This window comes from Streptomyces sp. CC53 (assembly GCF_001865245.1).
Classification (GTDB): domain Bacteria; phylum Actinomycetota; class Actinomycetes; order Streptomycetales; family Streptomycetaceae; genus Streptomyces.
In genome coordinates, this window is sequence record NZ_MKXB01000034.1 from 1 (window position 1) to 21,888 (window position 21,888).

The 21,888-nt window shown below is 74.5% G+C and carries 19 protein-coding genes and 2 pseudogenes; 11 read left to right on the top strand and 10 right to left on the bottom strand.

Annotated elements, in window-relative coordinates:
* Window positions 1-64 precede the first annotated feature (64 nt).
* From BJP40_RS02895 to BJP40_RS02905, 3 genes and pseudogenes are all read right to left on the bottom strand, one after another.
* Complete coding sequence (locus tag BJP40_RS02895) at window positions 65-547, bottom strand: NUDIX domain-containing protein (RefSeq protein ID WP_071278361.1); 483 nt, start codon at window positions 545-547, stop codon at window positions 65-67.
* A gap of 133 nt (window positions 548-680) precedes the next feature.
* Window positions 681-2,293 (bottom strand): annotated as a pseudogene (lnt, locus tag BJP40_RS02900) (apolipoprotein N-acyltransferase); the annotation flags it as partial.
* Window positions 2,294-2,638: 345 nt separating this feature from the next.
* Window positions 2,639-3,415 (bottom strand): glutamate racemase, encoded by a 777-nt coding sequence (locus BJP40_RS02905; RefSeq protein ID WP_071278363.1) that lies wholly within the window; start codon window positions 3,413-3,415, stop codon window positions 2,639-2,641.
* A 58-nt stretch (window positions 3,416-3,473) separates the two neighbouring features.
* On the opposite strand from BJP40_RS02905, the gene BJP40_RS02910 reads away from it, so the two are divergent.
* On the top strand, window positions 3,474-4,733 hold the full coding sequence (locus BJP40_RS02910; protein ID WP_177204285.1) for a glycosyltransferase: 1,260 nt from the start codon (window positions 3,474-3,476) through the stop codon (window positions 4,731-4,733).
* 246 nt (window positions 4,734-4,979) lie between these two features.
* Here BJP40_RS02910 and BJP40_RS36190 read toward each other — a convergent pair.
* Window positions 4,980-5,180 (bottom strand): annotated as a pseudogene (locus tag BJP40_RS36190) (TerD family protein); the annotation flags it as partial.
* A 246-nt stretch (window positions 5,181-5,426) separates the two neighbouring features.
* Here BJP40_RS36190 and BJP40_RS02915 point away from each other — a divergent pair.
* The 6 genes from BJP40_RS02915 (at window position 5,427) to BJP40_RS02935 (ending at window position 10,065) form a co-directional block, all read left to right on the top strand.
* Window positions 5,427-5,909 carry a DUF6643 family protein gene (locus BJP40_RS02915; protein WP_071278364.1) on the top strand — a complete coding sequence of 161 codons (483 nt, stop codon included), beginning with the start codon at window positions 5,427-5,429 and terminating at the stop codon, window positions 5,907-5,909.
* Between the two features lie 188 nt (window positions 5,910-6,097).
* Window positions 6,098-6,973 (top strand): MOSC domain-containing protein, encoded by an 876-nt coding sequence (locus BJP40_RS02920; protein WP_071269856.1) that lies wholly within the window; start codon window positions 6,098-6,100, stop codon window positions 6,971-6,973.
* Between the two features lie 72 nt (window positions 6,974-7,045).
* Window positions 7,046-7,480: a hypothetical protein gene (locus BJP40_RS33890; RefSeq protein ID WP_175499964.1), complete on the top strand. Its 435-nt coding sequence runs from the start codon at window positions 7,046-7,048 to the stop codon at window positions 7,478-7,480.
* Between the two features lie 289 nt (window positions 7,481-7,769).
* The gene (locus BJP40_RS02925) at window positions 7,770-8,423 is read left to right on the top strand and encodes a site-specific integrase (RefSeq protein WP_226962959.1); all 654 of its coding nucleotides are present in this window, start codon (window positions 7,770-7,772) and stop codon (window positions 8,421-8,423) included.
* Window positions 8,420-8,752 (top strand): helix-turn-helix transcriptional regulator, encoded by a 333-nt coding sequence (locus BJP40_RS02930; protein ID WP_071269854.1) that lies wholly within the window; start codon window positions 8,420-8,422, stop codon window positions 8,750-8,752. The genes BJP40_RS02925 and BJP40_RS02930 overlap by 4 nt, the downstream gene beginning before the upstream one ends.
* A 155-nt stretch (window positions 8,753-8,907) precedes the next feature.
* Window positions 8,908-10,065 (top strand): hypothetical protein, encoded by a 1,158-nt coding sequence (locus tag BJP40_RS02935; protein ID WP_226962803.1) that lies wholly within the window; start codon window positions 8,908-8,910, stop codon window positions 10,063-10,065.
* Here BJP40_RS02935 and BJP40_RS33895 read toward each other — a convergent pair.
* The 3 genes from BJP40_RS33895 to BJP40_RS02950 all read right to left on the bottom strand — a co-directional run bounded on the left by BJP40_RS33895 (window position 10,059) and on the right by BJP40_RS02950 (window position 12,012).
* Entirely contained in the window at window positions 10,059-10,334 is a 276-nt protein-coding gene (locus BJP40_RS33895; protein ID WP_071278366.1) for a hypothetical protein, read from the bottom strand. The genes BJP40_RS02935 and BJP40_RS33895 overlap by 7 nt on opposite strands.
* An 81-nt stretch (window positions 10,335-10,415) precedes the next feature.
* A complete protein-coding gene (locus BJP40_RS02945) occupies window positions 10,416-11,060 on the bottom strand; it encodes a hypothetical protein (RefSeq protein ID WP_079170870.1) in 645 nt (214 codons plus the stop codon).
* A gap of 28 nt (window positions 11,061-11,088) precedes the next feature.
* Window positions 11,089-12,012 carry an NAD(P)/FAD-dependent oxidoreductase gene (locus BJP40_RS02950; RefSeq protein WP_071265946.1) on the bottom strand — a complete coding sequence of 308 codons (924 nt, stop codon included), beginning with the start codon at window positions 12,010-12,012 and terminating at the stop codon, window positions 11,089-11,091.
* Window positions 12,013-12,108: 96 nt separating this feature from the next.
* On the opposite strand from BJP40_RS02950, the gene BJP40_RS35120 reads away from it, so the two are divergent.
* The 3 genes from BJP40_RS35120 to BJP40_RS02965 are packed head-to-tail and all read left to right on the top strand — an operon-like array spanning window position 12,109 to window position 13,442.
* Entirely contained in the window at window positions 12,109-12,468 is a 360-nt protein-coding gene (locus tag BJP40_RS35120; protein WP_071278368.1) for a cyclopropane-fatty-acyl-phospholipid synthase family protein, read from the top strand.
* Window positions 12,392-12,790 (top strand): hypothetical protein, encoded by a 399-nt coding sequence (locus BJP40_RS02960; RefSeq protein WP_071278370.1) that lies wholly within the window; start codon window positions 12,392-12,394, stop codon window positions 12,788-12,790. Before BJP40_RS35120 ends, BJP40_RS02960 begins: the two co-directional genes overlap by 77 nt.
* Window positions 12,791-12,833: 43 nt before the next feature.
* Window positions 12,834-13,442 (top strand): TetR/AcrR family transcriptional regulator, encoded by a 609-nt coding sequence (locus BJP40_RS02965; protein ID WP_071265948.1) that lies wholly within the window; start codon window positions 12,834-12,836, stop codon window positions 13,440-13,442.
* A gap of 516 nt (window positions 13,443-13,958) precedes the next feature.
* On the opposite strand, the gene BJP40_RS35125 is transcribed toward BJP40_RS02965, so the two are convergent.
* Together BJP40_RS35125 and BJP40_RS02975 are read right to left on the bottom strand one after the other, a co-directional pair.
* Window positions 13,959-14,294, bottom strand: coding sequence for a hypothetical protein (locus tag BJP40_RS35125; RefSeq protein ID WP_254792728.1), 336 nt, complete (start codon window positions 14,292-14,294; stop codon window positions 13,959-13,961).
* A 640-nt stretch (window positions 14,295-14,934) separates the two neighbouring features.
* Window positions 14,935-15,822: a hypothetical protein gene (locus BJP40_RS02975; RefSeq protein ID WP_193097214.1), complete on the bottom strand. Its 888-nt coding sequence runs from the start codon at window positions 15,820-15,822 to the stop codon at window positions 14,935-14,937.
* A 1,160-nt stretch (window positions 15,823-16,982) separates the two neighbouring features.
* On the opposite strand from BJP40_RS02975, the gene BJP40_RS02980 reads away from it, so the two are divergent.
* Window positions 16,983-19,409 carry a right-handed parallel beta-helix repeat-containing protein gene (locus tag BJP40_RS02980; protein ID WP_071278372.1) on the top strand — a complete coding sequence of 809 codons (2,427 nt, stop codon included), beginning with the start codon at window positions 16,983-16,985 and terminating at the stop codon, window positions 19,407-19,409.
* On the opposite strand, the gene BJP40_RS02985 is transcribed toward BJP40_RS02980, so the two are convergent.
* The gene (locus BJP40_RS02985; protein WP_371258590.1) at window positions 19,379-21,811 is read right to left on the bottom strand and encodes a hypothetical protein; all 2,433 of its coding nucleotides are present in this window, start codon (window positions 21,809-21,811) and stop codon (window positions 19,379-19,381) included. The two genes, BJP40_RS02980 and BJP40_RS02985, sit on opposite strands and share 31 nt — an antisense overlap.
* Window positions 21,812-21,888 lie beyond the last annotated feature (77 nt).

The window sequence follows — 21,888 nt, forward strand, 5'->3', positions numbered from 1 at the left end:
GAGGCCCGGGGGCCATCGTGGGCGGTGTGCCGACCCGGGGTGCCGGGGCGCGGATCCCGGTGTGTCAGGGGGCGGGCGGGGCGGCGAACCAGGTGGGTTCGTCGGCGCGGGCCTGCTTGATCCTGAACAGGTCGTGGTCCGACAGCGGCGGGAGGGCGTCGGCCGTGAACCAGGCCACGTCCGAGGACTCGTCGTCGTTCACGCGGGCGCGCCCGCCCGTGGCACGGCAGCGGAAGGTGATGTTCATGTACTGGCACCGGTCGCCGTTGGGGTAGACGACGGGCTCCGGCTCGGCCTCGACCAGCACCACGCGCTGCGCCTCGCACTCCACGGCGGTCTCCTCCAGGGTCTCCCGCACGGCCGCGGCGGCCGGCTGCTCCCCCGGTTCGGGGATGCCCCCGACGAGGGTCCACCGGCCGTCGTCGCGCCGCTTGACCAGGAGGACCCGCTCCTCCTCGTCGAACACGACGGCGGTGACCCCGGGCAGGAGGAGCAGGGCGTTCCCGGCTGTGGCGCGAACTTCCTTGATGAAGTCAGGAGTTGCCATGCCCCCGACTGTAACCGCCGGACGCGGCCCGGGCAGCGGCCGGCGATGAGGGCCGGTCCGCGGCCGGGGAGGCCGCTGCCGCCTGCGCGGTCCCCTTCGGAGCTCCAGAGCGGGTCGTGTCGGCCGGGGCGGTGGTGGGGCTGCGCCGGGCGCGCGCCCCGGCCGCCGCGGCCCACACCAGTCCGCCGAGCGCGAGCGCCGCCAGTGCGGCCTCCGGCAGGACGCCCATGGGGTGGCGGGGGTGAGGGAGGAGCGCAGGGGCACCTCGGCGACGAGCGCGTCGGGGGTGAACAACTCCGTCCGCTGGGCGATCCGGCCGTCCGGGAGGATGATCGCGCTCACCCCGCTGGTGACCGGGACCACGACCGTCCGGCTGTGCTCGACGGCCCGCACGCGGTCCATGGCGAGCTGCTGGTAGGTCATCTCGCTGAGGCCGAAGGTGGCGTTGTTGCTGGGCACGGCGATGAGCCGGGCCCCGTGGGTGACCGTGTCGCGGACCGCCCAGTCGAAGGCGGCCTCGTAGCAGGTGGCGAGGCCGACGCGGGTCCCCGCCAGGTCGAAGACGCCGACCTCGCCGCCGGGCCCGAAGTCGCGGCTGACGCGGTCGACGTCCTCGTTGAAGATCCGTACGAGCGGCCGCAGGGGGATGTACTCGCCGAAGGGCTGGACGTGCCTCTTGTCGTACGTGGCGACGGGACCGCGCCCCGGCTCCCACTGCACCAGCGTGTTGCGCAGGTTCCCGGTCTCGGGGGTGAGGACGGCACCGACGACGGTCGGCACGCCGACGGCCCGTACGGCCCGGTCGATGACCTCACGGGCGTCGGGGTTGCGGTAGGGGTCCAGGTCGGAGGAGTTCTCCGGCCACAGCACGAAGTCGGGCTTCTCGACCCTGCCCGCCCGGACGTCCGCGGCGAGCTGCTCGGTGCGCCGGGCGTGGTTGTCGAGGACCGCGCGGCGCTGGGCGTTGAAGTCGAGGCCGAGCCGGGGGACGTTGCCCTGCACGGCGGCCACCGTCGCCGTGCCGTCCTCGGCCTCGGTGGACACCAGGGGGCGGGCGGCGAAGGCCCCGACGAGGGGCGCGAGGACGCAGAGCACGGCGACCGCGGCCCGGCCGCGGGGCCGTGTGCCGGAGGCTGCGGCTCCGTGCGGGCGCCGGGCCCGCACGACCCGGACGGCCTCGTACAGGCCGAAGCCGCACAGGGCGACGGCGAAGCCCAGCACGGGCGTGCCGCCGACGGCGGCGAGCGGCAGGAACGCGCCGTCGGCCTGGCCGAAGGCAAGCTTGCCCCAGGGGAACCCGCCGAAGGGGACGCGGGCGCGCGCCGCCTCCCCGAGCACCCACACCGCGGCGGCGAACACCGGCCAGGCGGGCAGCCGGGTCACGGCGGCGATCCCGAGGCCCGTGGCGGCGACGAACAGCGACTCGGCGGCGACCAGCGCCAGCCACGGCCCCGGCCCCACCTCCTCGCCGGTCCACACGAGCAGCGGCAGCAGGAACCCGAGGCCCGCGAGCAGGCCGAGGCCGAAGCCGGCGCGGAGGCGGCGGCCGTGCAGCGTCCAGCCGAGCAGGGCGAAGGCGGCGAGCGCGAGCCACCACAGGGGCCGGGGCGGGAAGCTCAGGTACAGCACGGCGCCGGACAGGGCGGCGGCCGCCGGGCGTACGAGCCCGCGCAGCAGCCGCCGTGTCCGCGCCTCCTCGGGGGCGGGTGGTGGGGTCACGGCGTCGGGGGTGGCTGTGGGACTCACGTGCCGGAGTCTACGGCGCACCGCTGTGCGGGGCGCGCCCGAACGGGTGAGCCCGGTCGCAGCACGGCCCGGACCGGCGCCGCGGGGCGTCCGGGCGGGTCACCGCCGGGGCGCTGCGCCGGCCTCCGGCAGCGGGGCGGAGGGACCGCACGGCGGGTGCGGGGGGGGTGGTGGCCTGCCCGGGGGGAGCGTGAGCCGGTGGCGGGTACGTGGTCGGGTGCGACAGGTTCGCAGGGCACCGGCCCGGGACCGCAGACGGAAGCCTGGGATCCTCAGCCGGGGCGGGTACCCAGCGGCCGCGTTCCGCGCCGTGCGCCGGGGCGGACCGGGTGGTGGCCTGGGCGGTCAGGCGACGGGCGCGGCCTGGCGCAGGGCGCGGCCCTCCGGGTAGGTGAGCGCGGTTTCCGGCAGGGGGGCGGGGCGGCCGCTGAGCAGCACGGTCAGGGTGGCGCTCCCGGGGGTCCCGGTGGCGGTGGCGCGGCGCAGCGCCTGCGCCGCGACGGCGGGTGCGGAGCCGAGGAGGCGGATGTCGCGGCCGGTGCGGGCCCGCAGGACCCGGCCGATGGCGTCGGCGACCAGTTCGTAGTGGGTGCAGCCGAGGACGACGGCCTCGACGGCGGCCGGGGTGAGGGCGGCGGCCGCCTCGACGGCCGCGGCGACGGCCGCGGAGTCGGCGTGCTGGACGGCCTCGGCGAGCCCCGGGCAGGGCACTTCGGTGACGTCGACGCCGGCGGCGAACTCGCCGATCAGGCGCCGCTGGTAGGGGCTGCCGGTGGTGGCGGGGGTGGCCCAGATGGCGACGGGCCCTCCTGCCGCGGCGGCCGGCTTGATGGCCGGCACGGTGCCGATGACGGGGATGCGGGGCTCCAGCTCGGCCCGCAGGGCCGGCAGGGTGTGCACCGAGGCGGTGTTGCAGGCCACGACGAGGGCGTCGGGGGCGTGGGCGGCGGCCGCGCGGGCCACGGCGAGGGAACGCTCGGTGAGGTCCTCCGGTGTACGGGGACCCCAGGGCATGCCGTCCGGGTCGGAGGAAAGCACGAGGTCGGCGTCCGGTCGCAGCCGGCGCACGGCGGCGGCCGCCGGAAGCAGGCCGATCCCGGAGTCCATCAGTGCGATCTTCACCCGGTCACCCTAGCCGACGCCCCTCCGACGTGCCGCGATGTGGGGCAGACTGCGACGAATGACCTTTCTTGCAGGGATTGCCCTGATTTCTTGTGCTGCTTGGGTGTGGCTCCTCGTGGGCCGGGGCTTCTTCTGGCGGACCGACCAGCGGCTGCCGCGCACGGGTGCCGCGGCGGAACCGGACCGGTGGCCGGACGTGACCGTGGTGGTGCCGGCGCGGGACGAGGCGGAGGTGCTGCCGCTGAGCCTGCCGTCGCTGCTCGCCCAGGACTACCCGGGGCGGGCGGACGTCGTGCTGGTGGACGACGGCAGCACGGACGGCACGGGGAGCGCGGCCCGGGCGATCGCGGAAGGGCAGGGCCCCGGGGCGCTGCCGCTGACTGTGGTGTCGCCGGGGCCTCCCGAGCCCGGCTGGACGGGCAAGCTGTGGGCCGTACGGCACGGGATCGCGGTGGCGCGCGGCCGCAGCGGGGCCGCGCCGACCCCGGCGGACGGGCAGCGGCCCACCGGCCCGGCCGGCGGGGAAGCACGGGGCTGCCCTGCGGAGTTCCTGCTGCTGACGGACGCCGACATCGCGCACGCACCGGACAGCCTGCGGCGTCTGGTCGCCGCGGCCGTGGCGCACGACCTGGACCTGGTGTCGCAGATGGCCCGGCTGCGGGTGGCGAACGCCTGGGAGCGGCTGGTCGTGCCGGCCTTCGTCTACTTCTTCGGTCAGCTCTATCCGTTCCGGTGGGTGAACCGGCCCGCGGGGCGCACCGCGGCCGCCGCGGGCGGCTGCGTCCTGCTGCGCGCGGAGGCTGCCGACCGGGCCGGGGTTCCCGACGCGATCCGGGGCGCGGTGATCGACGACGTGGCGTTGGCCCGGGCCTTGCGGCGGCACGGCGGGCGGATCTGGCTGGGGCTGGCCGAGCGGGTCGACAGCGTCCGGCCGTATCCGCGGCTCGCGGACCTGTGGGACATGGTGGCACGCAGCGCGTACGCGCAACTGCGGCACAGCGTGGTGCTGCTGGCTGCCGCGGTGGCCGGCATCGCGCTCGTCCACCTCGCGCCGCCGCTCTGCCTGGCGGCGGGTCTGGCCGTCGGGGACCCGGTGGCGGCGTGGGCGGGCGGTGGCGCCTGGGCGGTGATGGCGGGCACGTACGTGCCGATGCTCCGTCACTACCGGCAGCCGGCGTGGGCGGCGGTGCTGCTGCCGCTGACGGCGCTGCTGTACCTGTGCATGACGGTGGACTCGGCGGTGCGCCACCACCGGGGGCGGGGCGCCGCCTGGAAGGGCAGGACGTATCCGCGTCCGCAGGCGGCGCCGGACAGCTGAGCGGGCGCCGCTCACTTCCTCCGGGGCCCGGTCCGGAGCGCACGGTCTCCGCGGTCGCGCCCCGGCTCCCGGGACGTGCCGCCGCGGTGCGTCCGGGAGCCGGGGCGGCGACGCGGAGGTGCGGTCCCGGTGCGCGGCTGAAGGTGCCGCCGTCGGTCGAGGCCGCCAGGACAGTGCGCTCCGCCGCCGGCTCGACAGGGGCGGAGGGGCCGAGGGAGCGCCCGTCACCGCGCCGCCCGAGGTGCGTTTCCCGTCATGCCGCACGGAGTTGGAGGGGTGCGCGACCTGATGGCGAAAGACGAAGTCGGCGTCGGAGCGCACTTTTCCGGACACGAGCAGTAGCGCGGAAGCATCGGCATCCGGCACCCCTTCACCGGAACGCCATCCCATTTCGATGCGAAGAGTCCGCGCCGGCACCGGAACATTGGCCGCCCTAAGCATGGACATGCCCACCCCGGCCCGTCGTCGAACGCCGCCGGTTTATGTAGCGGCCACGTTAATCCGGGCGGAACAGCCCTCCCCGGAGACCCGCGGGTAACCCCTCCCAAGCTCGGCTTTTACGCGATCATCACACTCGGGCGCGACCGATTTCCCCATGTTCGGTCGCATTAGCCTTCCGCCGTCACAGGAAGCACGTCAAACAACCCGCTTATCGGCCTTCCACCCGACACATCGTGGGCTTAACTTAGGGCCATGACCTCCCCCCGTGCCTCGTACGGCGGTGCGTACTACAACGCGCCGTCGTTCCCGGACACCCCGATCTACGACTCTCTGGTCGCAGAGCGGGGCACGCCTCAGATCGCCCCGATCCGAGTGCCCTCCGCGTACGACACCGGCAGCACCTACCTGCCGGCCTTGCCCGCGGCCCTCCCCGCCCTCCCGGCGGCCCCCTCCCCCCAGCAGGCCCCCTCCTACGGCGGCGGATACGGCTACCCCCAGCCGGCCATGCCGCACCCCACCCCGCTCCAGCACGCCGCGGGGCCGCACATCCCGCAGCAGTCCGCGCCGCCGCGCGGATACGGCTACCCGGGTCCCCAGCAGCAGCCGCGGCCGATGGCCACCGGCTACGACGCGATGCGGCCGGTCGGTCCCCCGCGTCCGGCCGCCCCCGCACCCATGACGGCCACGCCGTACGAGGACCCGTACCGGCGGCCCTACCAGAGCGGCGGGTACTGAGCGGACGCGCACGGCGGCACCCGTCCCACGGGGGGCGGCAGCACGGCGGCACCCCGAGGGGTGCCGCCGTCCGCACACGCCGGGCGCGCCGACGGGCGGGGCGGCCGGAAGGCGATCCCGCTTCAACCGCCTGCCGGTGACCGGTGGAGGACTCCTGACAGGATGAGGCCATGCCCAGTCACGAGGCCATGCCCTCCGCCGTTCTGCGTTCCCTCCACGTCTACCCGGTCAAGGCCCTCCGGGGCTCCTCGCCCGCCCACGCGGTCGTGGAGCCGTGGGGACTGTCCGGGGACCGCCGCTGGGCGCTCGCCGACCCGGCCGGCCGCGCGGTGACCCAGCGTCAGCGCCCCCTGCTCACCCTGGCCCACGCCCAGGCGGACCCCGACGGCGGGCTGCGCGTGTCGGCACCCGGGAGGGACGCGCTCACCGTCGCCGTGCCCGACGCGTCGTCCGCCGGCACCGTGGTCGTGGAGGTCTTCGGCTCGAAGGTCGACGCCGTGCCGGCGGGCGCGGAGGCCGACGCCTGGTTCAGCGACTACACCGGAGCCGACGTCCAACTGGTGTACATGGGCGACCCGGCGCACGACCGCCCCGTCGACCCCGACTACGCCCGCCCGGGAGACACCGTCTCCTTCGCCGACGGCTACCCCCTGCTCGCCGCCGCCACGGCGTCGCTCGACACCCTCAACGCCCTCGTCGCGCAGGGCGACCACGCCCACGAGGGACCGCTCGGGATGGAGCGGTTCCGACCCAACCTCGTCATCGGCGGCACCCGCCCCTGGGAGGAGGACCGGTGGGAGCGCATCGCCGTCGGCGAGGTCGTCTTCCGGGTCGTCAAGCCGTGCGGCCGCTGCGCGGTGACCACGGTCGACCCGCGGACCGCCGCGAAGGGCAAGGAGCCGCTGCGCACCCTGAGCCGGCACCGCCGCACCAACGGCAAGGTCCTCTTCGGCCAGAACCTCATCCCGGAGACCACCGGCACGGTGCGGGTCGGCGACCCGGTGCGGGTGCTCGCCACCCGCGGCGGGCAGCCCGCGGGAGACCCCGGCCCGGCCGTCGCATAGCCCCCGCGACCTGGGCACCCGACGGGGACCGAGGCCGGGCTCGGACGACGAGAGGCGAAGGGGGTGGGCCCCGTGTACGCGGCGGCCACGGGCCTGTGGCGCTGGCGCGGCAATCCGCTGCGCCGCACCACCGACCTGCTGGAGGCATGGACGGCGCTGGCGGCCCTGCTGCTGATCTGCCTGGGTGCGCCCGTCGTCGGGTGGCTGGTCGGGGCGTCCGCCGACGGGGCCCTCCAGGAATCGGCGCGCCTCCAGCAGGAGCGCCGCCGGCAGGTGGTCGCGGAGGTCCTGGGGCCCGCCGTGGCGCCCGGGCCGGGCTCCGCGCTCCCCCGTCCGGCGTCCGGGGCCGAGCGGCAACTCCGCGAACCGGTCGACGCGCGCTGGGCGGCGCCCGGCGGCACGGAACGCACCGGCGTCCTCAGCGCCCCGCGGGACGCCGCCGAGCCGGGCGACACGCTGCCGGTGTTCTGGCTGGGTTCGTCCTGGCGCGTGCGTCGGCGGGGCTGACTGACGGGACGATCCGGGGCGACGTTGGGCATCGGGAGAAGGTTCGGGACTGGTTCGGCCGACCGCTGTGGGAGATGGAGCCGCCGGACGCGGACGCGTACTTCGGCAAGGTCGTCCGTGACGCGACGCCTTCGCTCCGGGCCGGCCGGGCCGGAGCCGTCAGCGTGCTCTTCGACTTCCTGGACCTACGGCACCGGGCCGAACTCCACCAGCTGACCGGACGACTGGTGGAGTGCCCGCTTGACGAGATGAACCGCCCGCGCGCGCGACCGTCACATCGCAACTGCGGATCCCGCCGACCGCCGACGAAGTCGAGCGGCTCTTCGCTGGGTGGCGCGATGACCTCGCAACCTGCCGCAAGTTCGCCCCGGCCGCGCGGAACTACGCGGTCGCCCGCCTATCCGCCGATGTCGGCCTGCGGATCAACGAAGCCCGGATGCTCGACCTGGACGACGTCCGCTGGGACCTGGGCAGGTTCGGAAAGCTGAACGTGCGCTTCGGCAAGGGATCGCGGCGCTCCGGCCCCCGGCAGCGGATGGTGCCGCTGATCAACGGTGCGGACCGCAGCCTGCACTGGTACGTCGAAGACGTCTGGGGCCACTTCGGAGCCGACCACACCCTCCCCGGAGCGGCACTGTTCCCCTCCGAGCGACGTCCCTCCGGCCGGGCCGGGACCGAGGTGTTCCGCACGGCGCTGGCCCAGGCCACTGCCCGCCACCTCCCGACCTGGGCCGGGAAGCTCACCCCCCACGTCCTGCGTCACTTCTGTGCCTCCCAGCTCTACCTGACCGGGATGGACTTGGTCTCTGTCCAGGAGCTGCTGGGTCACAGCTGGATCGCCACGACGATGCGCTACATCCACGTGCACCGCACACACATCGAAGACGCATGGACGGCCGCCCACCAGCGCGCCGAGAACCGCTGGAGGGGACTGACCCAATGAAGTGGAACCTGCGACTGGCCTCGGCCCACCGTGAGATCTGGAAGGCGAGCGAGCTGCAACGACTCCTAGCGGAGCACGGTCTCGTGATCAGCGCCGGGAAGATGTCCGGCCTGTGGTCAAGCACCCCGGCCAGCATCAAGCTCTCCGACCTCGAAGTGATCTGCGTGGCCCTGGGCTGCGAGATCACCGAGATCATGACGCCCGAGCCGGAGAACGTCACCCGCGCCACGAGCGAGCACATGCCCGCGGCCGACGTCGTCGGGCAGAGCGGCCCCACACCGACGGTAGTGCCGCGGACGCGCGGCGGACGATCGCTGCCGCCGCGATGACCTGCCCGGTCTGCTCCGAGCCGTTGCCGGTCCGCACAGGGCTGGGGCGCCGGCGCGTCTACTGCTCGAGCGCGTGCAAGAGCCGGGCCTATCGGCGCGGCCACGCCGGTCGATCCCCGGCGGTGTTGAAGCGGCCCGAGCCCACGGGAGAGGGCGTGCTGGGAACCGCCAGGAAGTACGCCGTCGATCTGGGCGAGGAGCGGGGCTGGACCGTCTACGTGCATCGCGACGTCCACCATGCCCTGGGCCGGCTGCTGGCCGGCCTGCCGGAAGGCGACCGCGTCAGCCACCTCGAACTGCGTCGACGGCTGTCCGGAACCGGCCTGCCAATGTGCCACACCGCCGAGGTCCTTGCCGCTCTGGACCTGCTGCACGACGACCGGGCGCCGGCCGCCAGGGATTGGATCGAGCGGCGCACCGCAGAGCTACCCGATGGTTTCGTCTCTGACGTCCGCGGCTGGCTTCTCTGGTTGCTGGACGGCGACGCCCGCACCCACCCCAGGGCCCTGGGCACCTTGCACTCTTACTTCGGTGCCGTCCGGCCGATCGTGGAGCGGTGGGCCGAGCACCGTTCCCAGCTGAGGGAGGTCACCCGTGAGGACGTCACAGAGGTGGTCGCCGGCCTTCGCGGCAGCCAGTACACCACCGCCGTCACATCCCTGCGGTCCCTCTTCCGCTACGGCAAAAAGTACAAGCGCGTCTTCACCAACCCCGTGCGTGGCATCCGCGTCGGCCGCCGCCCACCAGGACCCGTCATGCCAATGTCCGAGGACGAGATCGCCCACGTCCAGACCACCGCCCGAACCCCGGCCGCCCGGCTGGCCGTCGCCCTGGCCGCCGTCCACGCCGTCCGGGGCGAAGCCATTCGGACCTTGCAGCTGGACGACCTGGACTTCCGCCTGAACCGCATCGTCCTCGACGGCACCGTCCAGCCGATGGGTGCCCTCACCCACGCTGCCCTCCGGACCTGGCTCGCCGAGCGGCACACCCGCTGGCCCCGGACCCTCAACCGCCACGTCCTGGTATCCCGGCAGACCGCGAACGGCACCGGCCCGGTCAGCGCGCACTTCCTCAGGCGCCAGCTCACGATGCACGGCGTCAGCCTGGACCGAGTCCGCGCCGACCGCGTCCTGGGCGAAGCCCTTGCCACCGGAGCCGACCCCTTGCACCTGGCCGCGATCTTCGACATCTCCGAGACGACAGCCGTGAGGTACGCGACCCTCGCCCGTCGGCTCCTCGCCCCAGCCGAACTGGAAGCGGGGCTGGCAGAAAGCCCCTCACCAGACTGGAAACCGGCACCGGCAGGTCAGTGACCGAGAGAGGAGTAGATGATCACGGCCATGTCTGCGAGGCAGACCAGGGCGCCGATGATGTCGTAGCGGTCGGGGCCGTAGTCGTCGGCGTCCATGCCCCGGGTCGGCGTCGGCGGGTCGGCATCATGAGGGTCATGGGCGAGACACGCGAGCTCACCGAAGTCGACGTGTACGACCTGCTCGACGGTGATGACCGAGACACTGGCGGGGAGGACGGCGCGTACGAGGGGGTGGGGCGAACGTGCCAGGCGCCCCCGGGGGAGATTCACGGCCCCGCCCGGGCTCCTGGCACCTACGGGCTCGTTGAGTGGTGCTGGTCTGCCGGGTTCCGGTGGGATTCCGGGTCGCCTCTACCGTTCGCGCGTGTGGGGGTGGAGGCGGAAGAGGTAGGCGGTGGCCGGGTGGGTGTAGGCGGTGCCTCTGCCTGCGGCGTGGAGTTGTTCGCGGGTGGGGTGGGGCGGGCGTTCGGGCTGCAGGTAGCGGTCGAGGTCGTCGGTGGTGAGGCGGTAGCGGCCGGAGCGGTGGTGGAGGACGGCGGCGAGCTGGTAGCGGGGGTCGAGGTGGGCGAGGCCGGCGTCGGCGTGGCTGTTGTTGGCCAGGAGCCAGCCCTCGGGGCGCAGGCAGCGGGTGGCGTGTTCGGAGACGGGGCCCGCGTACAGGGAGATCACCAGATCCCACTCGGCCGCGGGGAGTTCCGCGAGGGTGCGGGTGTAGTCGCCGGGTACGAACGCGATGCGGGGTGGTTCGGGGTAGTGCTTGTGCCGGGTGGCGAGGGTGGTGGCGTCGGGGCCCTGGAAGGCTTTGCGGGCGCGGGCGTCGGCGTCGAGGTAGGTGACGTCGGGCCAGTGGTAGGAGGGGGAGAGGTCGAGGTAGCTGCCGGGGTAGAGGACGCGGCGGGCTCCGGTGTGGGCGGCGACGGCCTGGTAGAGGGTGGTGCGGTCGCCGAGGTGGCCGCCGATGCGGTCGATGTAGTCGGTGAAGTCCTGCTCGGACACGGAGGGCTCCGGTGGTGTGTCGGGGCCGTCAGGCCAGGTGGGCGAAGTGGATGGCGTCGGCAGCGGCACTTCCGGCGGTGACGGCGGGGACGGCTCCCTGTTCCCAGGTCTTTCCGGTCAGGTCGCCGGCGGCGTAGAGGCCGGGAATGCTGGTCCGGCAGCCGTCGTCCACGGTGACGTACCCGTCGCTCAGGGCGAGGCCGTGCTCTGCGACCAGGCGTTCGACGAGCGGGACCTGCCGCTGCGGCTGGGGCCACAGCAGGGTCTGGCGCTTCAGGAGGGTGCCGTCGGCCAGCTCGACGGTGTGCAGGTCGCCGTCGGTGTGGTGCAGGCGGGTGATCTCGCCCTGGACGAGGTCGCTGCCCTGCTCGCGCAGGCTGCGGCGCAGTTCGTCGGCGCCGGGCAGAGAAGGTGGGGCGATGGCGATGGTGTCGCCGGTCCAGGCCCGGAAGGCGGTGGCGGCCATGCCGAGGTACTGGGGGTCGTCGGCGACCAGGGCCCAGGTGCGGTCGGCGTTCTCCTCGCCGATGCAGAACGGGCAGTGGATCACCGTGCGGCCCCAGCACGCGGCGAAGCCCTCCACCCCGTCCGGGTGCTGGTCGATGACACCGGTGGCCAGGATCACGTTCCGGGCCCACACCGTGGTGCCGTCATCTGCCCGTACCCGGAATCCGTCGCCGTTCAGCGGGGTGATCTCGCCCACCGTGGCGTCGAGCCGCGTGGCCAGGCCATAGCGGTCCAGCTCCTCCCAGGCACGGGAGCGCAGCTCGTCGGGGGTAGCCCCCTCCAGGCCGATCAGGCCGTGCACACCGCGGGAGGCGGCGTTGCGGGGCGGCGCGGGGGACTCGACGACGAGGCTGCGCTGCCGGTAGCGGGTCAGGGTCAGCGCGGCGGTCAAGCCGGCGGGCCCGCCGCCGATGATCACGGTGTCGTACTGGGCGGTGGGGTTCACGGGATGCCTCCGAGGCGACTTGACGGAATCGAATGACCAGCGGTCATACTACTGACCAACGGTCATTCGCTCGATCTCATTCCCGCTGGAGGAACTGTGACCCACACCACCGGCCATGCTTGCGGCACGCCCGACGGCAGCCAGGTCCACGGCCCCGGAGCGACCGGGTACCCGGACTTCGACTGGGATGACCTCTACGCTGGCGACGGCAGCGACACCGCCGACCCCGACCTGGCACTCCTGACCCCCGCCGACGACCTCCCGCCGGGCAGGGCTCTGGACCTGGGCTGTGGCGCCGGCGGCAACGCCCTCGCACTCGCCGAACGCGGCTGGCGCGTCACCGCCGTGGACCTCGCCCCCCGCGCCATCGCCTCCACACGTGCCAGCGCCTGCGCCCGCGGCCTGGACGACCGGGTGGATCTCGCCATCGCCGGACAGCGCCGCCTGGCAGCCTGAGACCGCCTACGACTTCGCCCTCAGCTCCTATGCGCTGCCGCCCCGCGGCCCCGCCCGCACCTCGACCCTGGCCACCCTGGCCACCGCACTCGCCCCGGGCGGGATCCTGGCCCTCGGTGAGTGGGACGAGGATGCCTGCGACTGGGGAAAGCCCGGCGACCTGGCCACCCTCGCCGAACTGACCGAGGCCTTCATCGGCCTCGGCCTGGACATCGTGCGCGCCGAACGGCAGGTCGTACCGCGCATCCAGCACCCCAGCGAGGACCACGCGGTCATCGTCATCGCCCGCAAGCCGCATGACACCCTGGAGTCCGCCGGCTGACCGACCGCCGGTCAGTCAGTCATCCGACGACGAAGGAGGGACCGTGCCCGCGGACCAGTCCGCCCCCGCCCAGCCCACCGGCCGCTTCCAGCCCCCGGACGTCCGCCGCCGCCAGATCCTGGACGCGACGGCCGCCCTGCTCCTGGCCGACGGCTACGAGGCCCTGACCATCAGCAAGGTCGCCGCCCGCGCTGGGGTCGCCAAAGGCACGGTCTACCTCTACTTCGACTCCAAACAGGAACTCCTGGCCGCCCTCCAGGCCGAGATGTGGGACCGCATGCTCCAGCAGCCCGCCGCCCTCCTGGAACAGCCCGGCCTGACCTGGACCGAACGCCTCGACGGACTCGTCGCCGCCTGGATCGCCGCCGAACAGGACCACCACGAGCTCTACCACCAGCTCTTCCACGAACCCGGCGGCGCCACCGGCGAGGAACCCATGACCGCCGCCCGCGACCTGCTCGTCACCCTCCTCACTCAAGGCCACGCGGCAGGCGAGTTCGACGTGCCCGACCCCGAACTCACCGCGGACTTCCTCACCCACGCCTACACCGGCCCCTGCCACCACACCCAGACCGGCACCGACATCACCGGAGCCGTCCAAGCCCTCTTCCGCCGTGTCGTCGCCGCCCACCCACCGCCCCAGCCCCACTAAAGCCTGGCATGGCCGTGCCGGTGTCGCAGATGGTCCCGAGGGGTGCCGTACCTGTCAGGGTGAAGCAACTGACGGAGTAGGTCAGGAGCGTGCCAGGGCCAGGCTGCGCCAGCGGGCCTGTACAGTCTCCGGCTCGTCGACCCCGCTCCTCCGCCCGAGGACTTGCACCCTGGCCGACCTCACCCCCGAGGAGCGCCGCCTTCTGCGGGCCGTCAGCCCGCTGGACGCCTTCGACCGGCCCGGGGCGACCGCCGCCGCTGGACTGTTCCACCCGTCCGCGTCCGCCCGCCTGGTAGAGCAGCCCTTCGTCCGGCACGTCCCCTTCACGCCGGGCCGGCCGAGGGCGGTGGCGGTCGGCAGCGCGGTGCGGATGTCGCCGGTGGCACGAGCGAGGTGGACAGTGCACCGTTGCGTTCCGCCACCGCGAGCAGACTTCGCAGGAACATGCGAACTCTCGCCCAGTCCCGTCCCGCAGTGACGGCCTCCGATGTGCGTGCGGTCAGTCACGGCACTTGGTCACAGGTCAGGCAAGAGGAGCCAGACTTCGGAGAAGGCAAGGCCGTGCTTGTGGGTCACCGCCCCGCACGGGCAGCCCAGCGAGATCAGGCGCCAGTCACAGGTCACCGTCCACGGGCCGTCCTTACCCCCGCATTCCGGGCAGCCGATGGTCTCGGCCGTCCACACCCCGAAAGCGGGGCTGCCATAACGACGGAAGCGACCCGCGTACCGGACCTGCCAGGGCTCGACCGGGGGCGTGAGCGGGACGCTCCCGGGCGGAGGCGCCGAGGCCAGCACGGCGAACAGAGCGATCAGATCGGGAAGCAGGGCCTCGCCCGCCTCTGTCGGTGGCACGGCCCGGCTGTCCGCGGTGCCCAACGGGGTCCCGTATCTCGGGGCCGCTGCCGCGGGCGGTGGGTTCGGGGCGGTGTGCCAAGGCGCAAAGGCGCGGGCGACGGCGGCCAGGAGGGCGGCTGCGGGTGGGCTGACTGCGCCTGCGTCGAGGTGGTGGAGGGTGGTCCGCAGAATGCGTTGGAGGCGCCGGTCCCGGTCCGTGGCCAGCGTAAGCGTGGTCGCTGCCCGCCGGGTTGGGAGGGGGGCCTTGAGGCGGGCCAGGACGCGCGCTGCTGCCTCGGAGTCCTCCGCGGCAGGGCGCCACTCCCCCGCGGCCAGAAGCTGCCGTGCCCGCCCGGCCTCACGGGTCAGGGCGCGTGTCTCCAACAGCCGCCGCCCGGAGGTTGCCCCGTGAATCTGGTGCCCGCTCGTCATGGCCCCTCTCCCTCGCCCTCGTTCGTCGCTGCGGCTCGACGACCTGGGGCGCCAAACGAAGCTGCGCTCAGCCCGCCCGCTCACGTTCCTGGCGTACTGCGTGGTGCTTACGGCGTCGCTTCGGGGCAGTCGGCTGGGACCCATGTGGCGGTGGAGGCCGCCGATCGAGGGCGGCATGACCGCACACCTACACCCGGCCAGGCCCGGGAGCTCAGCACCGGATGGCTTAGCGCTGCCGCGTAAGGATGTACCGCTCACCCGAATCCGGCTCGCCGATCCAGGTGAAGACCGTCGGGTGTTCCTCCGTACCGCCGATGTCCCAGCCGAACGACAGGCTATCGCAGTCCGCGATGCTGAGCTCGAACGGCCGACCGACACCGTCGTTCTCGGTCAGCTGCCATTTCCCGGTGCAGTTGGAAGCACCGGACTGCTCGCCCGTGGCCTCGTAATGGTGGACGCCCTTCGCCGTCACCGTGCCGTCCGCCTCGAAGCGGAGGCTTCCGCCGTCGTCATCCGTCCAGGTGCCGACCATGTCGGCTTCAGTGAGCCGGGGCGGTTCGTAGATCTTGAGGATCCCCGAGCTGTACGCCGCGACCCCGACCGCAAGCGTCACCGCGAGCAGCCCCAGACCGCCCAGCGCCACGCCCCCGAGCACCCACCATCGGGCCCCGGGCTTTCCGGGGTTCCCCGCCGCCCGGGCGCACAGGGTCGCGGGTGCCAGCCCGACGGTGAAGCTGAGGGCAAGGACGGGATGAACGAGCAGGTCGCCGGGGCCGCCGAAGCCGGCCAGGAGCATGCAGGAGCCGATGAGCAGCGCCAGAGCAACGGCAGCGACCGCCACAGTGGCCAGGGTGAGCTGCCAGCTGTCGCGCCGACCCGTACGGCGGGCCACCGCACGCCCGAGGAGGACGAGGGGAAGCACCGCCATTGCCGAACCGGCCAGCCCTGCGATCACCGAAATGACTGCCAGCAGCACGAGCGCGAATATGGTGCCGAACAGCCATCCCAGGCCGCCTTCACCTCCGTGGGACTCGGACTGCAAGCTGTAGAGGACCGCGACCAGTGCAGCGAGCACGGTCTCAGCCCCGATGGCCACAGCCCCGACGGTGAACACCGCAGCGTTCCCGCCGTCCGGAGGCCGCACGGGCATGAACCCCTGCGGCGGCACACCCGGATTCCCTGGAGCCCCCGGCGGTGTCAGCCCCCATGTCGGCGGCATGGTTCGCGTCATGCATCCCCCCTATGTCCAGGCACATCATGCACCTAGGCACGCCAGCGTGACCGAAAGGGGGGCAAAGCGCCCACTCCCCGCGATCGAGCAGCAACCTCGGCAGGAGGTCCGGACAAGCCAAGAAAGGTGCCCCGCCACCAGCGACTTCCGTCACGGGAACGAGGCACCTTTCGTCGGTGCTTCTCTGGTCTGGGCCGGTGCGCTGCTGCGTCTGCTGCACGAGGTGCTGCTGCCGGTGATCCGGGCCGGGGAGCCGGAGAGCGATGACATTTGAAGATCGGCGCCGGGCACCGCAAGGGTGCCGCTCGGGTGCGGAGTCCCGAAGCCATGCACCGGTGGTGCCTGCCGGAAAGGGTGCGGCGGTAGGTGGGTCGCTTCAGTCGCCTGGGGCGCTGGGCCAACTGGCTGCCCTGCCTGGGCGGCGACCGAAGGGCAGCGACTCTGCGAATCTTTGGTCGCTGGGCAGAAGTACAGGTCAGAGCCCTTACTGAGGCACCTTCGGTGCCCGACTTGGCCTGCGGGGATGCGCGAGCGACTCAACAGCTGCCGCAGGTGCCTTCGGTAGCTGCGCTTGCGGTTCAGTCGCTGCTTCCGGTAGCTACCGACACGTCCAGGCGCTCGGTCAAGAGAGACGCGGGGCTCCTGCCATGTTTCGGCGGGTGGGGCGACGCGCCCGGAATCCGAGGCCGGTGGGGCCGGCCGTACCGGCGTGGGGGCGGCTCCCCGCGCGGGCGGTGATGGGCGAGCCCGCCGTACCGGCGCGGGCGTCGCCCTCGGCAGCGCGCGGCGCCCCGTACCGGCGCGGTGAGTGCGGCGCGCGCGGGAGCGGTCCCGGCACGGCGCTCCCGCGCCGAGCCCTCTCGGCGCGCGCAGGGAGCGGGCGGGGAGGGACCGCCCGTCGGTGCGCGTCCGCGCCGCGGCAAGCGGGCGACCCGGCGCCACCGTGCGCGCTACGGTGGTGCGACGAGTCGGAGATCGGCGGCGCGCCGGGGCCGGACGCGGGCCGGGCGGGCGAGCGCACGAGGCGGGGGCAGAGCAGCACGATGGCACAGGGCACGGTCCAGGTGACGCACACGGGCACGTCGCGGTGGCGGCGCCGCACGGGCGAGTACCCCTCCCTCACCGCGGCCCTGGAGGCCGCGGGCGACGGGGACGTCCTCACCCTCGCCCCCGGCACCTACCGGGAGAACCTGGTGCTGGAGCGCGCGGTGACGCTGCGCGGCACGGACGGGGCCGTGGGGTCCGTGCGGATCGCGCCCGCGGACGGCGTCCCGCTGACCGTGCGGGCCTCCGCCACCGTGCGGGACCTGCACATCGAGGGCCAGGACGCGGCGGTGCCCGCGCTGCTCGTGGAGGACGGCGCGCCGGAGCTGCTGGACCTGCGGATCGTCACGCGGTCCGCGGCGGGCCTGGAGGTGCGGGGCGCCGCCCGGCCGACCGTGCGGCGGGTCACCGTCGACAACCCGGCGGGCGTCGGCATCGCCGTGCTGGGCGGCGCGGGCGGCGTGTTCGAGGACTGCGAGGTCGTCGCGGCCGGCCAGGAGGGCGTGTCGGTGACCGGCGGGGCCCGTCCGCGCCTGGAGCGGTGCCGGGTGCACCACGCTTCGGGCGCGGGCCTGTCCGTCACCGGGGAGGACAGCGCCCTGGAGGGCCTCGGCTGCGAGGTGTACGAGATCCGGGGCAGCGGCGTGCGCGTCGCCGGCCGGGCGAGCGCGCACCTGAGCGACTCGTCCGTGCACCGCGCCTCCGCGGACGGGGTCACCCTGGACACGGACGCCGTGCTGACGCTCTCGGACTGCGACATCCACGACGTGCCGGAGAACGCCGTCGACCTGCGGTCGCGGGCCGTCCTCACCCTGACCCGGTCCACGGTCCGCCGGTTCGGGCGCAACGGCCTGTCCGTGTGGGACCCGGGTACGCGGGTGGACGCGAACGAATGCGAGATCCGGGACAGCACGGGCGACTACCCGGCGGTGTGGGTGAGCGACGGCGCGACGGCCGTGCTGGACTCCTGCCGGGTGCGGGAGGTGCCGGACGCGCTGTTCGTGCTGGACCGCGGCTCGCGCGTGGACGTGGTGGACAGCGACCTGTCGCAGGTGCGCAACACGGCCGTGTCGGTGAGCGACGGGGCGACCGCGCAGCTCGACGACTGCCGCATCCGGGAGGCGTCGACGGGTGCCTGGTTCCGGGACCACGGCAGCGGCGGCACCCTGGCGTCCTGCGTCTTCGAGAACGTGCAGACGGGGGTCATCGTCAGCAAGGGCGCCGACCCGGTGGTCGAGCGCTGCACGGTGGCCTCCCCGGGCGAGGCGGGCTTCTACGTGTCGGCGGAGGGGCGCGGCACCTTCGACGGCTGCCGGGTCGCGGACAGCGGCGGGTACGGCTTCCACGTGCGGGACGGCTGCCGCACGACGCTCCGGCGGTGCCGCACGGAGCGCTGCACCCGCGGCGGCTACGAGGTCGCGGGCGACGGCCCGCTCGTGGAGGACTGCACCGCCGACGAGAGCGCCACCGTCCCGGCCCCCGCCCCGCGGGTGGCGGTGGCGCCCCGTCCCGCCGCGGCCGCCCCGCGCGCCACCGCCGCGGTGGCGGTCGCCCCGCCCGTCCCGGCGGCCGTTCCCGCACAGCAGCCCCCGCCGGAGCGGGGGGCGGCAGGCGCACGCGCCTCGCAGGACGTGCTCGCGGAACTCGACGCGCTGGTGGGCCTGGAGAGCGTCAAGCGGGAGGTGCGCACCCTCATCAACATGATCGAGGTGGGGCGCAGACGGCAGGAGGCCGGGCTGAAGGCCGCGTCCGTCCGCCGCCACCTGGCCTTCACCGGCAACCCGGGCACCGGCAAGACGACGGTGGCACGGCTGTACGGGGAGATCCTCGCCTCGCTGGGGGTGCTGGAGCGCGGCCACCTCGTGGAGGTGTCCCGGGTGGACCTGGTCGGCGAGCACATCGGGTCGACGGCGATCCGCACCCAGGAGGCGTTCGACCGGGCGCGCGGCGGGGTGCTGTTCATCGACGAGGCGTACGCGCTGTCACCGGAGGACTCGGGGCGGGACTTCGGGCGCGAGGCGATCGACACCCTGGTCAAGCTGATGGAGGACCACCGGGACGCGGTGGTGGTCATCGTCGCGGGGTACACGGCCGAGATGGAGCGGTTCCTGACGGTCAACCCGGGCGTGGCGTCCCGCTTCTCACGGACCATCAGTTTTCCCGACTACGTGCCCGAGGAGCTCCTGCGGATCGTGCGGCAGCAGGCGGAGGAGCACGAGTACCGGCTGGCCGAGGGCACGGCGGAGGCGCTGCTCACCTACTTCGCGGCGGTGCCGAAGGGCCCGGCGTTCGGCAACGGCCGCACGGCGCGGCAGACGTTCGAGTCGATGGTGGAACGGCACGCGGGCCGGGTCGCCGTGCTCGCCAGCGCGAGCACGGACGACCTGAGCCTGCTCTATCCCGAGGACCTGCCGCAGGCCCCCTGACCGTGCCCGTCGTCCGGTCCGCGCCCGTCGTCCGGTCCGGCTCCGCGCTGCGTGGGCACCGAGGACAGCGGGTCCGCGGGCAGCGGCAGCCGGTCGAGCAGGGCGGTGCGCTCCCTGGCGAACGCCGGGTCGGCCTGGTAGTCGGAGTGTCCGAGGACGGGTTCGGGCAGCGGGTGGTCGCCGGTGCGGCCGTACACGACGGGGTCGCGCAGGACGGGGTGGTCGACCTCGCGCCCGGCGGCGTCGGCGGGCAGGCCGACGGGGCCCCCTATGGGGTCGGTGTGGCGCCACAGGTTGCGCCAGCAGTGCACGTCGTGGCGCAGGCCGGTGAGCGGCCCCCGCCCGAAGTAGGCGGGGAACCAGCGGCCGTAGAGCCGCTCCAGCGGTGAGCCGTACGTGAGGAGGGCGACGCGGCGGCGGGTCGCGGCCGGCAGCTGCCACACCGCGGCGGCGGCCAGCACACTGCCCTGGGAGTGGCCGGAGATGACGAGCCGCCCGCCGGTGCGGCCGGTCCAGGAGGCCATCCGCCAGGTGAGGTCGGGCACGGCGCGCTCGGCGTAGCAGGGCGGCGCGAACGGGTGGGCGGCGCGGGGCCAGAAGGTGCCGACGTCCCACAGGATGCCGATGGTGCGGCGGGCGGACGCGTCGCGGTAGGCGCGGCGGCCCCAGGTGACGAACAGCAGGAAGCCGAGGCCGACCAGCCAGGAACCGAGCGACTGGGCGGCTTCGGCGGCGCCGTCGAGGGCGGCCGGTGCGCCGTCGAAGGCGGTGCCCGGCACCTCGCCCGTCAGCCACGCGCCGGCGACGCCGACCGTGCCGAGGAGGAGGGTGGCCCCGGCGAGCAGCCCGGCGAGGCCGGGGGCGGCGTCGGTGAGCCGGGCGGCGGCCCGGATCCGGGCGATGGTCCGGGTGCGGACCGGGTCGGGGCGCTCGTCGGCGTACTCGGCCTCGACGACCGGGGCGAGTCGCAGGGCCGCGACGGCGGTGCGGCCCGCCAGGTAGGCGACGGGCACCAGGAGGGTGAGCAGCACGGCCGGTATGGCGGCGGCCTGCCAGCTCAGCATGACGGGCGGGCCGGCCAGGGCGCCGCGGTCGAGGCCCGGGGCGGCGGGCGCGGCGAGCCAGTCGGCGACGCGCTGGGCGACGCCTCCGGCCATCAGGCCACCGAGGGCGCAGGCCAGCATCGCCACGGCGGGCCCGGCCAGGCCGCGCAGCGCGGTGCGGGGCGCGGGGGCACGGCGGTACAGGCGCACGGCGACGGCCGCGAGGGCGAGCACCAGGCAGCCCTGGGCGAGGGCGATGACCCCGAACGTGGCGTCGCCCGGCAGGGAGCCGCTCGACGTCCAGCCGGGCCGGGACCAGGAGGCGTAGAGGGCGGCGACGACGAGCAGCGCGGCGGCGGAGCCGGGCAGCCAGGTGATGAGGGTGCCGTCGAGGCGCTGGTCCAGGTGGCGTTCGCTGCGTCCGCGGCGGCACACCACGGCGGCGGCGGTGCAGCCGCCGGCGAGGAGGGCGCCTTCGACGCACCAGCCGAGGACGGCGAGCGGGGCGCTGTCGCCACCGCGGTCGTGGCGGGCGGCGGCCCCCGCGACGGCCGCGGCGACGGTCAGCAGCCCGGCGGCGGTGTGGGCGGCGCGCAGCCGGGCGACGAGGCGGCGGCCGTACCAGAACCCGGGGCGGCCCAGGGCGGGCCGGTCCCCGTGCGGAGGTTCGGTCGCCTCCCCCGCCCCGGGCCCGGCCTCGCCGCGGGGCGGGCGCTGGGACTCGTACGCGCTCCACGTGCGGTGCGACAGGTACCAGAGGAGGGCGACGAGGGCGGTCGGGACGAGGGCGGCGGCGGTGAGGCGGCGGCCGGGCTGGGACCACCAGCCGCCTTCGGCGGCGGCGAGGAAGGAGAGCCAGCCGCGGCCGCCGGTGCAGGCGGCGGTCCCCGCGCACTGCCACGCCACCAGGTCGAGGGCGACCTCGCAGGCGGCGGCGGTGAGGAGCACGGTGAGGGTGAGCGCGACGAGCCGGACGAGGACGCCGTAGAGGCGCACGGAGCCGCCGCGCCCGCCGGAGGCGGCCGGGCGCATCCAGTGGGCGAGGTTGACGACCATGAACGGCAGGAGCAGCAGCCACAGGGCGCGGGAGCCGTTGCCGGAGGTGAGGTTGGACCAGACGTACGCCTCGGGGACGGGACCGTCGCGGAACCGGTCGGGCCGGCTCTCGGCGTCCGCGTCGTCGGCGCGGCGGTACACGGCGGCCGTGCCGTCCCCGGTGACACGGACGGTGCGGGGGTCGTCGAGCATGCCCTGCGGGGTGGCTCCGCCGACGCCGTGCACGAGGAGTTCGAGCGCGGCGGCGGGGCTCCTCGCCTCCGGGTCTGCGCCGGGTGCGGCTTCCGGTGCGGTGGGGGGCACGGTGTTCCCTCCTGTGGGGAGCTGGTGAAAGCGGGTCACGGGAGCGGCGGTGCGGGGGGACGGAGGGGGCGGCGTGG